Origin of the sequence: Synechocystis sp. LEGE 06083 (assembly GCF_015207725.1) — a bacterium.
Lineage (GTDB): Bacteria > Cyanobacteriota > Cyanobacteriia > Cyanobacteriales > Microcystaceae > Synechocystis > Synechocystis salina.
Window position 1 is genome coordinate 1 of record NZ_JADEWJ010000003.1, and the last position, 17,589, is coordinate 17,589.

A 17,589-nucleotide genomic window follows, 5' to 3' on the forward strand; every position below is an offset into this window, starting at 1 on the left:
AGTTATCTAGGCTTTCCTCCGTCACCGAAGACTCCAACACCCGGGGGGAGCCCTGCCAGTTGTAACCCCGGAAAAAATCCCCCACTTTCATCTGGGCCCATTGGGCTGGATGGATCATTTGAGGTACTCTCCCTTAACCAGCTTGGTGGCAATGTCATTGGCATTGGCCCCTTCGTTTTGCCAGAAGGTGGCCGCATCAATGCGGTCCTGTTTGCCGATTAGAAACTTGCAATAGGTTTCCCCCATGGCGTAGCACTGAATTTCAATGCAGTTGAGGGACTTTTTCACCAGGCGACTGAAGAACCCTGCCAACAGGCCAGCGTAAATATGACAGACTGGTTTACCCACATCTCCCAAGGTGCGGGCCACGGCGGAGTCGAAAATGTCCACAAACAGAAAACCGTTTTTTTGCTCACTTAAGTCAATGGCCCAGTTCCCCCAGCCCTGGGCAGTGAAGGGCCACCACCAACCTTCCAGCACATAGTTAAGATTGAGCTCGCTCAAAGAACTGGTGTAACCAAATTCGGTCAGGAACCATTGATTAAAAAACTCAGCATCGTAATGACCCCACTCTTTCCCGATGTTGTACATGACCACACTGGAGGCGTTGCCCACTTCCTCTTGCAAACCGTCAATTAAGCCAACGATAAAATCTTCGCTGGTAAGAACGTTACGGCAATTATTCCAGTCCACAATGGAACCAGAATTCATTTGAAAACAAAAGAAGTCCACCACTTGATAGTGGTGGTGTTTGTTGGGATGAACCTTTCTTAAACTATGTTCCAACAAGTTAGATCCTTTGACCTGGGCCGGAGTGTTTGATGTACTAATGGAAGTTAAAACCATGGACGACATCCCCTTGGGTATGGTAAAAAAATCAGTTTGGCTTGGCAGGCAACCCATCTATGGGTTAGAAAAGGATTCAGGATAAAACGGGTAAATGCGGTGAAAAACAAGAGCCTTGCCCTGGGTTCACGGTGTTGAGTGATTCTGAATAACCACTGGCTATTTTCCTAAATGGGGAAAATTCAACCAACGGCTGACCCACTTTGTAGCCAGTACAAAGCTTAATCAGTGTTACTTTAAAAATCCCAACTAATTCTAATTTTTACATGGCTTTTGTAGGCAGGATAAATCTCCGTTACAAAACGTTGTCAAAGTAGAAAAGACAACTAAACATTTCTCCATTAATTATTGTTAAGTTTGTATTTCTTCTGTTGACAAAACTGCCCTTCAATTTTCCGTTGACTGGCAAAATTCCAGGGAATAGGTCTGGGCTGGTTGTTTCTCGGTGGCCAGATAATCCGTCAACCAGCTACAACCCTGCTCCACTAGTTGGCGGAGCCGCTCCTTCTCCGGAGTTACGGGCCAACTTTGCAGATCACCGTTTTGGGCCACGGCCAGTAACCATTGGCCTTCCCGATTAAACCCTAGCCCTAATAATGATCCCGATGTACTGGTAAATTCCCCTCGGAGGTTACCCTGCTGGTCCCAAAGTCTGACCATGCCATCACTGGCAGCGGTGGCGATCCATTGCCTGTCGGGACTGATGGCAATCTGATCAATGGGTAGGGGGTCACTTTTTAGGGTGTGTAACAATTCCCCCTCCACACTCCAAATTTTGGCGGTGCCCTCCCGACCAGCACTTAATAGGTATTTACCGTTGGGGCTGTATTGCAGTTGATTGAGGCGATCGCCGTGGGCCACAATGCTTTTAATTAGGGTGCCATCAAAATTCCAGAGGGTGAGATTACCCTGCTCATCCCCGGCGGCCAGTTGGGGTAAGGTCGGGTGGAGGCTAACACTGCGGATGGGTTCTTTTCGTTGCATGGGGTTGCCCAGGGCCAGGGCAATGGGGCCATGCAATTCAATGGCATTACTGGGGTTGCTATTGCTATCCCCTTGGGCGTGGTTCCCACTAGGATTTTTGTTGTTTGCCCCCTGCCAGAGTTGCACTTCTCCGCTACCGGTGGCCACGGCGATCGCCCATTGGGGGGATGTGGGGGTGGTGCGTAGGTCCACATCGTAAACACGGCCAATATCCGCCGTCCAGGCTTTGGCCAATTGAGGCTTGGCCTGGAGTTGCCACAGTTGCCATTGCCGACCCCGTTGCCCCAGCAACCATTGGCCATCAACACTGAACTGGAGGCGATTAACATTTTTGCTAGTATTTGGTAAAGTCCGGCGGCTTTGGTCTGCCGTATTGAATAACATTAAGGGTTCATTTTCCATTGCCAACACAATAGTATTGGTATTGGCATTCTCCGCCACAGCCCCGAGTACACCAGGCAAATTGAGGCTAACCAAATCGGGCTTTGGGGTCATATCCCAGACCTTAACCAAGTTATTTTCCAAGCCAATCGCCAATAGGGCACCATTGGTGGCTAGGGCTAAACCAAAAATTGCCTCTGGGTAACCTTGGTACTTTTTCAGCATTTTGCCGCTGGTGGACCAGTGAATGATGCTGCCGTTACTGCTGCTAGAAAATAATTCTTTACCATCGGGGCTGAAGACCACCCTGGTGACAAATTCATCGTGGCCCAATAGGGTGGCTTTAATTTCCCCCTGGAGATTCCAAAGTCTCACAGTGCCATCGTCCGCCGCCACAGCCAGTAGGTTGCCATCGGGGTGCCAATTAACCCCAAAAAAGGCCACCTCCGGCAAGCCAAACTGACGGATGAGATTACCCTGCAAATCCCAGAGGCGAATTTGCCCATCCCGGCAGACGCTGACCAGGGTTTGGCCATCGGGACTAAATTGGGCATCATCCACGGATTTCGTGTGCCCCTCCAACACAGCTAGGGTTTTACCCGATCGCCAATGCCAAATACGCACAGTGCGGTCCCGGGAGGTGGAAGCCAGGGTTTCTCCATCGGGGCTGAAACTGACGCTATAAACGGAATCTTGATGGCCCTTTAGGGTCTGCAAAACGTTGCCTTCCAGATCCCAAATTTTGACCATCTGATCCTGGCCGGCGGTGGCGATCACTTTACCGTTGGGGGAGAAATCCACCCGATAGATACTGTCTTTATGGCCAGTCAGTTCCCGCAAAAATCGGCCCTGGGGAGTCCAAAGGCGCACTGTTGCATCCCGGGAAGCAGAAGCAATTAAATTGTTGTCGGGACTAATGGCCACACTGGTCACTCCGTCCCTATGGCCCGTGAGAATATTTTTTTCGGCAATTTGGCTAAGAATTTGTTGCAAACTTACCAATGGACTGGTGGCGGGATATTGACTGAGGGTTTCATTCGCTTTGACTAGGTGGTGGAGTTGTTGCCCTGCCTCCAAAGCTGTCACCAAACCCGGAATTTGATCAAAGGTGAATTGCCGTTGGGCGCTAGTACCTAAGCGTTGTAGTTCTGTGCCCTGTTGACTCCGTTGTTGCTTGAGGGTGGCAAAGTAAGCCTGGCTTAAGGCGATCGCCGATCCCCCCAGGGACATCATCAGCACCACAATACCGAAGCTGATCATCCGTTTAGCCTTGACATTGGCCTGGGTCAAAATTTGGTTGGCGGCCAGGGAAGCTTCCTGTTCCTGATTTTGACTGGCGTTGAGGTAACGGTAATCCACCCCACTGAGGTTTTTACTGCTGGCCCAGGCCAAGGCTTCCCGTAGAGCTTCCCCCCGTAGTAATCGAGAAGAGTCTTGGTAATTGGAATTGATCCAAGCCTGGAGGTTAGTGCTGTAGGGTCGGAGTTTATTGAGCTCTTTACTAACCCATTGGGCATTAAAAATTGCTTGGTAAATGGGGTTATAGGGACGCAATTGCCCTTCCACTTTGACCACCAGCCCCGTTAGCCGCAACACCGTTTGTTCGACGCTATCGTCCGCGGGAATGGCACCTTTATGCAGAATTTCTTGGTACAGTCCCAACAGTTGCCCACTGCGGGCCTCGTCCTTCAAAAGGCGATCGCCAATGGTGCGAAAATGTACCGGTTCGTCATTGGATTCCCAGTGGTGAATGATTTTATCTTCGATCACCTGGGCGATGGCGGTGGGAATGGTGTCAGCTTGGCAATGCAACTCCCCCCCTTGCAGAGCTTGGGCCACTAGTTCGCAGACCTTCTGGGTTAAAAAGGGTTGTCCCCCTGTCCAGGCTAAAATTTCCCTGAGAATTGCCTGGGCGCTCCCTTCATCCACCGCAAAACCAGCGCTGAGGGGCAGGGCTTCTGTGAGGGTAAACCCAGTCAGGGCAATGGCTTGGCCAATGTTAAAGGGAGTTTGGGTTTTATTATCAATTAAATCCGAGGGGGTAGCTACCCCAAAGAGGGCAAAGCTGAGGCGATTATATTCCCTATCATCCGCCCGTTGGTTGTAGCAAAAACGAATGTAGGAAAAAAAGTCATCCAGGGAAAAGGGCAGGCTCAGCACCTTATCAATTTCATCAATAAAAATGACAATCTGGCGATCGCCAATGGTTTGAAGAATGACCGATTCAACAAATTCCCGTAACTTTTGAATGGGACTGAGTTGTTCCCGCTCCCGTAACCAGGGTTTGAGGGCCACTTTGCCCGCCAAAGATAGACCAAGGTAAAGCTGGGTAATAATGCCGTTATACCATTTTTGTGGGTCAGCTTCAGTGCCCAAACTGGTGATGTCAATGGAAACACACACCACCCCATCTTGCTGTAGTTGATGCATGGTACGTACCCGTAGGCTAGATTTGCCCATCTGCCGACAGTTGAACACATAGCAAAATTTCCCTCCTCGCAACTGGGCCAAAAGTTCCCGGTCTGCCTCCCGTTGGCTATAACTGGGATGGTTAGCGGCCAAACTTCCCCCTACCTGGTAGGGACTCGATTGCAATAAATTTAGGGACATGGAGGACATTGTTATTTAGTTATGTCTTTGACTATCCCGCCAAAGGGCAAGTAACGGTTTGCAATAGTGCATCGACTCTTTGAGGGGAGCTATGGTTTCCGCCTCTGACTTTCATTATACGCAGATAGCAAACCACCTTAAAACTAAGACAAAAGTGCATTTATAAGGCTGTTATTACCATCTGAATTTGGGAATAAAATAGACAAAAAACTTAGCCGTCGTAAATCCTAATTGAGTTGACTTAATAAGCAAGATTAGACCGAAAAAAAATTGGAAAAGATTTATTAATTAAAAACTTTGATCACGCTTAAGCAGGTTGAATCAGATTTTATTTTAACCCAGCATTCATATCAGTATGGCGGAAAATCAGTTCAGCTTTTAATGACAACCACAGCATCAACACCAAAGGTAAGCATAATGAAGATAAACCCAATTTAGCCGTCAAAACTCCACCGAAAATAGCACCGACACTAAATCCTAGCAATGCACTGCCAAATTTTATTAGTCTTGTGCGGCAAGCATCAAGATCCTGGCAGGATGCCCTTGGGCGAAGGGTGTCTTGTAGTCCACTAATTAATGCTAGATCCATGGTGAATTGGGTCAAATTATTGGTCATGGCGGTGGTAGGGGCAATATGTCCGAGGGATTCCCGCATTAACGCATTTTGCATTCCCATGGAAAATACTCCTAGGGAGCCAGTCAAAAATAACGGCAAATTATTGGCTGATTTATGGTGGGCTGGAGCCAAAATAATTGCAGTTATGGTAAATAACAGTAAAACTAAAGTTTCCATACTAATCAAATGGCTGAGCTTTAGTTGATGGCGGCGAGCCAGGACAGTGGTAAGGATAACGGCAAACATAAAAACGGGAATGACTGCAAGTCTAACCCACAGGGCTTGTCCCCCCACGCCAATTATTTCCGTTGCCGCTATGACCAGATTGCCAGTAATGTGAGAGGTGAATAAACCATTCAACCCTAGAAAGCTAGCTGCATCGACAAAGCCGGCTACCCAACTGAATAAAACACCGACAATAAACTGCTCATTTAATAATAGTTTCATCGTCTATGGTTACATGGCAAAGTTATGTTAGAGCGTGTCTCAAAAATCTGACAATTGTGGTTAATTACCCCCTCCTCTGCTTTTCTGACAATGCTAGTTAGTCTCCCCCTAGCGCTCCTGATTAAGGAGGATAAACTTGGAAGAGTTCCTCATTTTAGCAAGGATTCTTTACTGACAAGGCAATTTTTTAAGTCCATTCTTAGCTTGACCATGCGCGTAAAGTAACACTGAATAAATTCTAATTTACGGTGTTAGAAGTTGGAAAACTAAATTGCAAAATCACATCATTGTAATCCTGATCACCGCCCCCAACTATATCTTCAAAGCCAAAAAGGTTACTACCAAGACGGGACATTTGACTAATACCACCGGGGTTAGCCTCATTAAAAGAGAAAAGAGCAACGGGGCCAAGATTGGGATCATTACCGGGATTTTGGTTCAGCACCTCTGCAATGGTGGCGTTGGGAATAATCACCATGCCATACATATTGTTGCCTAATAGGTTAATGGTTTGTTTTGTTGTGCCAAAGAAACTATCCGGTGCAGTTAAACTTACTCCGGTGAGGGGATTTTGGGCTCGATTTAAAGCGGCCTGGAGGTAACCTATTTCACCTGGCTTGAGATCAATTTGGCGATCGCCATTAATGTCTAATCCCCCAGTTAAGCTATCCACTTGGTAGAGGGCAATGGCATTGTCATAGGCTCCAGCACGACTAATGGAGGCTTCGACGGCAACGGTTTGATTTAAAATCCCTGGTACAACCAAAGTTTTGGAGCTAATTTCAGCAGTGATGCCATCAAAGCTCAATTGATGATAACCCCGACTATCGGTTTCGACGGTGGGGGAAGTATTAATGGAAAAAGTTGTTTTGCCTCCCTGTTGGCTGTAGAGCATATAGTAACGATTAGCTTCTAGGTTTGAGTTTTCCAAACTTCCAAAAAATTGCTCTTCGGTTTTGGCCAGCTCTATGGGATTGGTAAAACTTTCCTGGGCCAGGGTACGGGTAAGGGAGTTATTAGATGAACTATCTTGATCCTGAAAAATAATTTGCTTACGAGCGAGGGCCGCAGTTTCATAGCCTGGATCGTTAGGTTGCAAACCATTGATTGTGCCGTTTTGATCATCAACCACAATCCAGCCCAGTTCATAGTTTTGGTCAGAACTGCTAATTAACCTTAGTTGTACCTGGCCATCGGCATTGGTGGGAGCCCAGAAAACCCGATTATTGTTGGTAATTAAACCTGGAATGGTACGACCCAAATAACCTTTTGTTTCCACCAGGCCATTGCTTACGCCGTCGGCATCTCCCCGATCGCCATCGAGAAGCTCAAGCTTGACTCCATGGGGACTACTTTCACCATCTAGATAACTAAATTTGGCCCCGGTCACATTGTTAGACATTAGGGATTCATAACTTCTCGTGAGGGGATTGTAATTAAAAAAGTCGTTAAATTCGCCGATGCCACCGACAGTGACATCAGCTTGGGTTTGGCCGCCATTAGTGGTGGTGGAAAAATTGACTATGCCTCCCATTAAGCTATTTTCCAACTCCCCTGCCAGATAATTCCAACGGCGGATCTGGGAACCATTGCCATCAGCAGCTAGGGCAAACTCCTGCCCCCAGTTTCCTAACCTTAAACCTTCGTCTAACAAAGAAACTAATAATCCAAACTGGCGATCGCCGGTGTAAATACCATCATTAGGAATTTGAACTGTGACTGTTTTACTGGTTTCCCCTGGGTTAAAGATTAGCTGTCCCGCCACTGGTAAATAGCGATTACCCGCTTTACCATCACCATCTTGGCTGAGATAACTAACTAAAACATACTTGTCCAGATCCCCCGTCCGCTCAATAACAAAATCTACCTCTCCTATTGCCTCTGAAATTTTGGGATTGGAAACAAGCAGTTTAGTCGGGGCATTGGGATTTGAAACTGGAACTTTATTTTGAGAATTGATAGTTAAGTCACTTAATAAACCGTTGTTGATTTCTGTATTAGAAGTCGGTAAAATTGGTGCTGGAATATTGGTGCTTACGGCAGTGTAAGTGGGTGCTTTGGCTTGGTTAACCAAAACTGTCGCCGCTGAGAGGTCAGACGTGTATTGATAATATTTATCGCCATATTGATAAGTAGTTCCCGCCGCACTAAAATCGCTACTTAACACGAGACTATCGACACTATCCATCAGCACAACAACTGTGTTGTTACTCGACAAATTAGTAACGGTTAAAGCATTGAGGGTTAACGTATTCGCACCATAATCGAGAATACTAATTACTTCAAAGTTTTTAAGCCTTACCCCTGGTGCCAAGGTGGTAATATCCCAATTCTGTCCGTTATAACCTTGTAATTCCAACACATCTAACCCTGTCCCGCCATCTAGGCGACGGAAGTAGGTATCAGCGACGGAAACAAAGTCATCCCCTGGTCCTGCATAAACTACGTCTAAACCTCCATTAGTATAGATTTGGTCATCACCCTGCCCTGCCACAAAGCTTTCCCCAGTGGGGGTGCCGAGCATAACATCATCGCCTATAGTTCCTGTTTGATTCACCGTTTGGTTAAAGTCGCTACCAAAGAGGACAAAACTGAGGTTGTCGTTATTCCCTGGCGCACCAATAATGAGGTCATCAAAACCATCCCCATTCACATCCCCGCCGCCGCCAAGAGAAACTCCAGCAAGGGAATTAGGCAATCCGGTGACCGAAAATCCTTGCTCTGGTGTGAGGTCTTTTAACGTCAAGAATTTGCCATTGTTTGCAGATAAAGCCGCCCCAAAAACCACATAGCCCGTTCCTTGTTGTTAATTGGTCCCCGGAACCCCAATCCACAAATCATCAAAACCATCTCCATTCACATCCCCCGCTGGGGCAAAGCTAGTCAATTGAGCTGGTAGACTGGTATCGGTATTGATGTCAATGGTGGAGAGCAAAATGTCAGGCTGTGAATTGCTGTTTAAACCACTTAAACTGCCGTAGTAGATCGCAACAAAATTAAGTTTGGGTTTGTTATTCTCTACGAAAGCCGTCAAAATATAGCCGAAATCGTCAATTCCATCCCCATTTACATCCCCGATATCCTGTAAGTCACTAGCGTTAGGGTCTCGGAGTAACCCGCCCACTGTCGGCAACGCGACTGAGATGGGAGATAAACCGGAGGAAGAATAAAGGGAAAAACTATTGCTAGGAATATTAACCGCTAACTCTCGATCGCCATCGCCATTAATATCTATAATATCTATTCCTGTGGCAGAGGCTATCGCTGTGGGAGGAAGATTAGTTGAATCAAAATTCGTTAGTTTCCCAAGCTGATTTCCCAAGGAAATTAAATTTTTTCCATCACTAGCAGAGAACAACATGTCGCTATAGCCATCATTATTATAATCTGCGATGGCAAAGGCATTAGAGATTCCGGCTAATTGTAGAGAGGAGTTAGCATCAGCAACTAGGGTTATTTGTTTCTGATTACCAAAGTCAATATTGCCCAACAATAAATAAAAGTTATTGTTGCTATCTATGATGCCAAAATCTGATAATCCATCGCCGTTATAATCCCCAATATCCACCACATCTTGAATGTCGGCACTCTGAATATTTATAGTTAAGGCATCATTGCCACTGGCGGCGGTCAATAAGTCTTTGGTGCTGTCTCCAAAAATAATTACTCCGGCATTATCTCCGCCCGAATAAACATCGGCAAAACCATCCCCGTTAATATCGCCTAACATACGGACAATACTACCGTTGTTAGAAATAGAAAACGGTGGTAGAGACGTTTCTAAAACCTGATAACCGTTGCCGGCAGTAGAGTTGACTAAGTAGAGTTGATTATTGACAATCACCGGAGATGGAGCATAGTTACTAGTCCCCGAAATTTTGCTGGTTGTCCAAACTGTGCCATTAGTTGAAGTGCTTAAGTAAATTAGTTGATCTTCGTCTACACGGCTTTGGGTGCTCGTTAGATAGATGGTGGTACCATCTGTGGTCAGCCCTGGGGTTTGGCTAGTATTAACGCCCGGTACCGAAGCTAAAGACCACGATAAGTTATTAAGATCCGTGCCTGTCGTCGAGGTAATATCAATACCGTTGCCAGGGCTACCTTTTGTTCCTGTTTGATAAGCAAGGTACAGTGTTTCATTTAAAACTGTGGCGCTGACAGCGTTGGGACTAGTTTGAGGAGCACTACCATTGTCATAGGTCACCTCAAATAATCCTGACCATGAGTTACTAAACTGGGGATTGTCGGAATAGATATAAAGTATGCGGCTACTCGGATCGTTAGAGATAAATAAGGCCAGTAATTTATCTTGGTATGTGACAAGGGTGGGGGCATTGGAGGAGGTTTGCCCAATGACAGACTGTGAACTCCAACTTTGTCCTTCATTGGTACTGTAAAGAATATTGAGTTGGGGATCTAAGCCCGTATAGGCTAAATACAATACATCATTATAAACCGCTAAAGAGGGAGAAAAGTTAGTGGCATTTTTGATCGCCACAATTGCGTTACTCCAAGTTTTTCCGCCATCTGAACTGATCGTAATGTAAATATCTTGCCCACTCCCATCTCCCTTGTAAGCCATGTACAATTTCCCCTGATAGCTCACCAAGGATGGCATTACACTCGTTGTCTGGTCGAAAATCTCTGGATTGGCAACCTTGAAGGTGCTAAAGCTATTGCCATCGATGACAAAGCCATTATCAGAGCTGACATTGGCTAACTTAATACTGCCATCGTCCTCCAAGTAAGATTGGCCATAAACTGCATAGGCTTGCTGGGCATTGGGGGCCGTTAATAGCAAACTATCAACTTTTCCGTTGCTTCCCGTTTTCCCGGTAATATTTCCCAACCCAGTGGCCGCCGTACCTGCTAGTTGATAGGGGAGGCTCCCATTCAATAAAAAGGTTTTATCCTGACTGGTCGCGCCCAGATCAAAGATTGTTCCAACCTGACTCAGATCCAAGGGGCCAAAGAGGAGATAACTTTGACCAGTGCCATTACTGGCTTGGGGAGCGGTAATAAGAAAATCCTGATAACCGTCCCCATTGAGATCTCCAGGCACAGTGACAACGGTTCCCGCCTGACCATTAGCTAGAGAACCGTTAATGATGAGATTGCTGACTGTGCTTAAAGCTTGGGGCGATGTTGAGGAGGAGGACGGTTGATGGCCCTGAATCACATACACTGCCCCTGCATTGGCATTAATCCCTGTTGCTGAAATGACCAGGTCTTGTTGTCCATCCCCATCTAGGTCTGTAAAGTCTCCAGAGGCGATCGCCGCTCCGGCCAGATAGTTAGTGGCAACTCCATTGGGGGCTGGAATATCAGGGCCTGTATAGGTTCCCCAGGGAGTTAATCCTTGACTACTAGTGGAAAAAACATGAACGGCTCCCACCGCAATTTGTGCCGAGTCTGGATAGAGGGATTGACTGCCAGAAGGTAGTCCTCCTTTCCCTTTCCATTGATTGTTAACTTCCACTTGATAGGCGGGCGCACCGATAAAAAGGTCATCGCTCGTACTACTACCGGTGAATGTGGTGGGATTCCCAGGTGAATAATGGGAAGCTCCTAAAGAAAATCCCGCCCGCTCACCCACCTGATTTAACGAAGTCCCTTGGTAAACTTCTGTGAATGATGTACTGCCGTTGTAAGCAATATAGACAGCCCCGCCGTTGCCTACTCCAGGGGCACCGAAAGCAATGTCATTGCGGGTATGGCTGCTATCTCCGTCAAAATTACCCATAACAACGGAAAATCCGGCTTGGGCAGAGGAAATTGCTGGGTTAATTACATAGCCCATGGCAGAAGTTAAACTACCAACATCTATGATGCTCCCAGGGTTACTGGTGAGGTAACTGCCATAAATGACATAAATTACGCCATCCCCACCATTGGCGTTAGCATCCCCAATTACTAAATCGTCTATGCCATCACCATTAATATCCCCCGTGGCTAGGCTCATGGACACACCACCGTTGACAACACCACCATCAGCAATGCCTGTGATTAAAACTCCCCCCGGATTGCCTGATAAATCCGTTGTCGTGAGGGGATTACTCTCCGTCCCACTCAAAACACTGCCACCGGCCAATAGAATCTGAATGGTGCCGCCACTGACCGGATTGCCGGCGCTGTCCGTGTAGCCCCGATTCTCCACTGCCACATAAGCTAAACTGCCATCGGCCTTAAAACCACTGGCAAGCTCAACGGCGATCGCCGCATTATTGGTGTTAATGACAAAGCCGCTATCAATATTGGCTAAGGAGGCATCGTTGGCTTCTGTAACCGTGGCAATGCCCAAAACTTCCGTCCCTAAATCATTAACACCCTTAGCAGGAACCTTTCCCCCTTGATTGGCGATGGAGGTAACCTGGGGTGTAACGCTACTAACATCCTTAAAATATACCGTCACCGTCGGCGTTGCGGAAAAGGTATTGCCGGTTTCATCAATAAACAAACTGAGGGTCTCTGTTTCCCCCATCACTCGATGGTTTAATCCCAAAAGGGCCGGGTCGAGACTATTGAGCAGAATCGTCCCATCAGCAAATGTGAGCTGACCATTATTGGGGACGGTCTCGCCTAAAATCACCCCGACTTGGAAACCACCGATGGCATTGCCATCACCATTTTGACCAACCCCCCACAAAAGATTTGTTCCGGGAACTGTAACTGCTATCCCTGTAATTTCTCGCCCTTGTTCGCCGGTCAGATTAATTTGGAAAATGCTATCCGCTTTACCATTGGGAAAAATTTCTTTGCCTTTTGGGGACTCCGTGGCCGCAACGATATCCCAAATCGGGAAATTGGCATCACTCAGGATGGTGGGAACAATAGTGGGAATCGGTTCGATTTGGCCACTTAATTGCCAACTGTTTGTAGTAGGATTCCAAACACTGTAGTAGGCTTCTGGCCCGGCCGGCACTGGGTCAACATATTGAGCATTGAAGCGATCGCCAATTTCGTTAGTGCCTAAAGCTCCATCAAGAAACTGGTTCCCCGTAAAATCAGTGACGTTAGAGGCAGTTAAACCAGTACTACTGGGAACATAGGAAAGGACGGAATTATAAAAAGCAACTTCATCGACATAAACCGATCCCTCCTGGCCCACCACCGCCAGCGTCCCGGATTGGGGTAAATTGCTAAAACTAACATTGTCCAAACTTCCCACTAACTCACCATTTAGGTACAGAGAGAGGATGTCTTGGGAACCGTCATAGGTGCCGACCACATAGTACCAAGTGTCGGTATTAAGGGGGGGCGTTGTCGCAATAGTTGAATTGCCAGTATTGTCTAGGCTGAACTTTAACTGCGTATCGTTGACAGTAAAGAGAAAAACATCCGCCATAGACACTAAGTTAGGAATGGCGTTGATGCTGGGTAATTTAAACCAGAATTCCACCGAAAATCCCTGAATGGAAACTGGAATCGCCGCGTCAAGGGTCACGCCGCCGCCATTGAACAAGACCGCAGGATTGGGATCACCAGAATTGTTTGTGGTGTCTTCCAGGGCCCCAATTTGATTAAGGGTGAAATTGCCACTGTAGTTACCGTTAAAACTAGGCCCAGATTGCCCTTCATTAATTGCCGTTGTGCCACTTAGTTCCCCTAGGCGTAGATAAACAATGGGATCTTGCTCCACTACGAGATTGCTGTAGGAAGCAGGTTGGCTTTCTGTCCAAAAAATGGCAGGTTGGCCATCAATGGTGCTGATATTCAATTCCGTAAAGGCATCTGGGGAAATTTCCGAGAGGAGTGTCTGGGGAGTAGTCCAGGTGGTGCCATTAAAGCTTGACCAGTAAATGGTGGTTGAAGTATTGCCATTACTCTGCTGTTGGGTATTTAACCAAGCGGCGAGCAATTCCCCATTGGGCCCCGCTCCCAACGTCACTTTTTGATCCTGGCCAGTTTGCACTGCGGCGATCGGTTGGGCCAAACTCCATTGATTATCTGGGCCTAAGATTGAATAGTAAATATCAGATTGACTAATTGCCGCATTGATTTTTTCAGCTTGTTCACTGCTATAGTTTTGCCCTGGTATTTGTTGAATAGTTAAATCATCGTTGTCAACCTGAACCCAAGCCAGGACATTAATTTGGTTAGTCTGATTTGTGGTTGGATCAGTGTAGGTGTAGAGAGTAGAAGCTACGTCAAAATTTAAGCCACTGGTGCCGGGAATCGTTGTAATTTCGGAAATGCCGCTGTCTCCAAAGGGGGAAAAAGCTGTTTTGATCACTGTACCGGAATTGGTGGGAGTGGTAAGAATGTTACTAGTGGAAAAAGATGCAACAACTTGATTATTAACTCCCTTTAGTGGGTTGTCAGGATCTGATGTATAAGCTACTGAAACAAGATTTCCTTGACCAATTTGAAGGGAATTATCTAAGGTCAGGACAACCGATGTTTCATTGATAATTGCCTGGACAACGCCAACAGCTTTGCCATTGACTAATACGTTGAAATCGTTACTGGGGAGTTGATCATTTTCCGAAGTAAACGATAGTTCTTGATCGAAGGCAATAACAATAGTTTGATTAGAGCCATAGCCATTATAAATATCACCGTTAATGTCTAAATCTAATACCGTTGGTGCGCTGGCATCATTAATTAGATCAACTGATAAATCAGTAAACTTCTCCAACCAAAACGTTGTCCCAGTTGGATCAATATAAACTAAATTGCTACTGTTACTTCCGTCCGATGCCACCAAGTTATAGCTAACAGAAACGGTTGTTGCGTTACCTGAAATCGGTTGGGCCAAGGTTAAAACCAGTGTGTTCCCTTCCACATTTGGAAGCTCGTTCTGATTTAACGATTGAGTAACACCGTCAATGATGACCACAAACTGATCTGCCTCAGGATTCAGATAGTTCCCCTGATTGTTGGCTAAGTTTTCCCCAAAGGTCAGATAAATATTACTTCCTTGGGCTAAGGCAGAAATGGGTAATAAATTAGGGGCATCGCTACTCCAACTGAGCAGAATATCTCCTTCACTAGTGAGGGATAAAGCCGGAGAGCTATCTTGGGTAAAGTCATTATCTATCTTGCTCAGAACCTGATTAATATTCTCTGTGCTGATAAAGGTATTGTTGACATTTCCTGCTGTGGTAGAAGGGCTAGAATTGCTAACGATAAAAGAAGCAATGTCTTGATTACTTGCACTTTCTAGATTATTGCTTCCTCCTTCAGTCGGCGTATATTGTACGGTATAGTTTTCTCCCTGGGGAATGGTCTGAGTTAAGGTTAGAACAACACTATTTTGATTAACGTAAACAGGTTGTTGACCGTTTTGATTAGGAGCAATTAGATTGATGGTGCTTCCATCACTGTCTTTTACGATAAATTGGCTCGCATCGGGAACAATATCGGTGTTTAACGGTGTATTAAAGGCGATGGTTATTTGTTGATTGGTATTGGTATAATTATTACCATTGCCACTGGTTGGGTCGTAGGTATAAACCAAAGTTTGGGCGGAGTTATTGATAACCGTACTTTTTGTAAAGTCATTGAGCTGATTACCGCTATAGCTCACGGTAATATTGTCCGTTAAGGGTTGATCGTTCAGGGTGGCGTAGGGAATTGCACTTTCTAAACGCAGAATAACTGCATTTTCTTGGACAATGACGTCAAAAACTGGAACAGTCGAAACACTCTTATTGGCATTGGTCACCTGAACGGTAAAATCTTCAGGATTGAGACTTAAATTTGGGCTTAAGGGAGTAGCAAAGGGGATAGTTAGTAAGGATCCCTGAACACTGGGTTCCGTTTCGGATGTCGATGGCGTTAATGAAGAATTGGCAGTTAGAATTTGAGAAGAAGATTCCGGCCAAGTCCAGGTAGGAATACCGGCGATTTTAGCATTGAGCAATCCCAGAGCCTGAACTTCCAGGCTATAGGGAAGTCCGAGGGTAAATGTATCTTTGGGAAAGTCCGATGATCCCTTGACGAGAAAGGTTCCGTCTAGAAATATCCCCACCGAACCAGTTAATTTGAAAATAAAGGGAATATCAACGATTAATTCGACACCACCTTCTATGGGGATGCCAATGAGTAATGATTCCAAGGATAGTGGGCCGTTGTCATCAATTGACTCAAAAGCAGAAATTAAATTGGAAAGAATGGCCTCAAGTGCAACAACTTGAGAAAATACTGGAATAGCAGTTCCAAATGAATCGGCAATTAATAATCCTTTTTCACTTGAATTAGAATCAATAAAGGGAAATAAAATATTTCGATAGGTATCAGAATCCTTGGGTTTTAACTGCCACTGAAGGGCAATTCCGGCATCTATAAAGGCATTGAGGTTAAAAAGATTTGTTTTATTTTCACCAAAATTGGCACCTACAATTGGGAAGGTGAAACCAAAGGATAGGGCGAAACTACCTGTTTCAAGCTCAAGGGGATACTGCCCACTCGAAGCTTGCGTATTGCCAAAACTATACAGAGAAGATAAAACAATCGAAAAGTCAAATTCATTAGTTTGTGCTTCTGTTGTCTTCTTTTTCTGGAATGGGGTTTTCTTTTCCGTAGCTTTTGCAAAACTAACAGCTGCAACTGCATTGAGCAGGAGCTTACCATCGGTGGAGACCCCACCGCCAAATAGAGACCAGGTAGGGTTATCACCGCTTGACCCCTGTAAGGCAATATTGACTGATACCCCACCAAATCCATTTTCAACCGCCTTTTTTACCTTAGCATTTTCACTCTTAGCAATAATAAATTTCAATAGGCTGTCGCTAAAGCCACTTGATGCATTCCAATTTAAGCCTTGCCCATTAAAGGCTTTTTTTGCTAAGAATTCTGCTTCAGAATCACTTAAAACAGAGTAGGAAGCGGCAACGGCAGAATTTTGACCCGAATAACTCGACGAAATTCCTGATAGGGTTTTATTAACTGATGAAGAGGGAGAACTTGGTGTCGTTGTGAATTGACTACTATTAACCCTAAAGGATTGGTAGTATAAGTCCGTATCTTCCCGAATACCTTGGTTTTGAGCATTTTCAGTATCAACTTTTTGCCCCACCACAAACACGGTGCCGTCATCTTTGGCGATCGCCCTGGGTTCTAGATCCCCCACTTGATCAGCAGTTAGGGCCTGGGGCTTATCCAACCATTGCGTTTTACCACTGGCATTGTATTGGGCTGCCGTGTAGAAAATATTGCTTTCATTTTCGCTCCCCTGCTGGTAAACCACCGCTAATCCTGGTAGCCCTGTGCCGGAATCATCAATGAGCTTATCGTTGGCAATTAAGTTTAAACTGACGATTTTTTGAGAGCCGACATTGGCGATCGCCGTTTCATTGATCCAGGTTGCAGAATTGTCGTTGTAAGTTGCGTGAAAGAGCGTGGCATCTTCCACCCAGACAATATGGGTTACCCCCGCCGAATCCGTAGTGATCGCAGAAAGTCGATTTGAGAAGTTAATGGCCATGAAAAAAAAAGACGAAGTTAAACGGCATTTTTGGACAATAATTTGCAGAATTCCATGTTGGTGTTTTGCAATAAATGACTGAAAAACCTAAGCCCTCACCTGATTGGGTTGAAAGCCGTGCTTAAGTAATAATTCAGTTTTTTAGTTTAAATTTCTTCTTGTCCTGGCCAGGATCTCAGATGGCGTTTGATACTTCCTTAACTCCCAATATTGCCAAGTTTAAAGAGAAATTGCAGAATTTCCAGACGCCGTTCTACCCGCCCGACAAGCAGAATTA

At 45.7% G+C, this 17,589-nt stretch carries 5 protein-coding genes; all 5 read right to left on the reverse strand.

Translation table 11 applies throughout. The features are described from left to right. Positions 1-114: 114 nt before the first annotated feature. Positions 115-903, reverse strand: coding sequence for a V4R domain-containing protein (locus IQ219_RS00390; RefSeq protein WP_194071356.1), 789 nt, complete (start codon positions 901-903; stop codon positions 115-117). A 330-nt stretch (positions 904-1,233) separates the two neighbouring features. Next, positions 1,234-4,830: an AAA-like domain-containing protein gene (locus IQ219_RS00395; RefSeq protein WP_194071357.1), complete on the reverse strand. Its 3,597-nt coding sequence runs from the start codon at positions 4,828-4,830 to the stop codon at positions 1,234-1,236. A 319-nt stretch (positions 4,831-5,149) separates the two neighbouring features. After that, complete coding sequence (locus tag IQ219_RS00400; RefSeq protein WP_190598638.1) at positions 5,150-5,884, reverse strand: YoaK family protein; 735 nt, start codon at positions 5,882-5,884, stop codon at positions 5,150-5,152. A 238-nt stretch (positions 5,885-6,122) separates the two neighbouring features. Next, positions 6,123-8,582, reverse strand: a complete 2,460-nt coding sequence (locus IQ219_RS19870) for a Calx-beta domain-containing protein (protein ID WP_228016599.1) — start codon at positions 8,580-8,582, stop codon at positions 6,123-6,125. A gap of 108 nt (positions 8,583-8,690) precedes the next feature. Then, a complete protein-coding gene (locus IQ219_RS00405; protein ID WP_228016600.1) occupies positions 8,691-17,312 on the reverse strand; it encodes a SwmB domain-containing protein in 8,622 nt (2,873 codons plus the stop codon). Positions 17,313-17,589 lie beyond the last annotated feature (277 nt).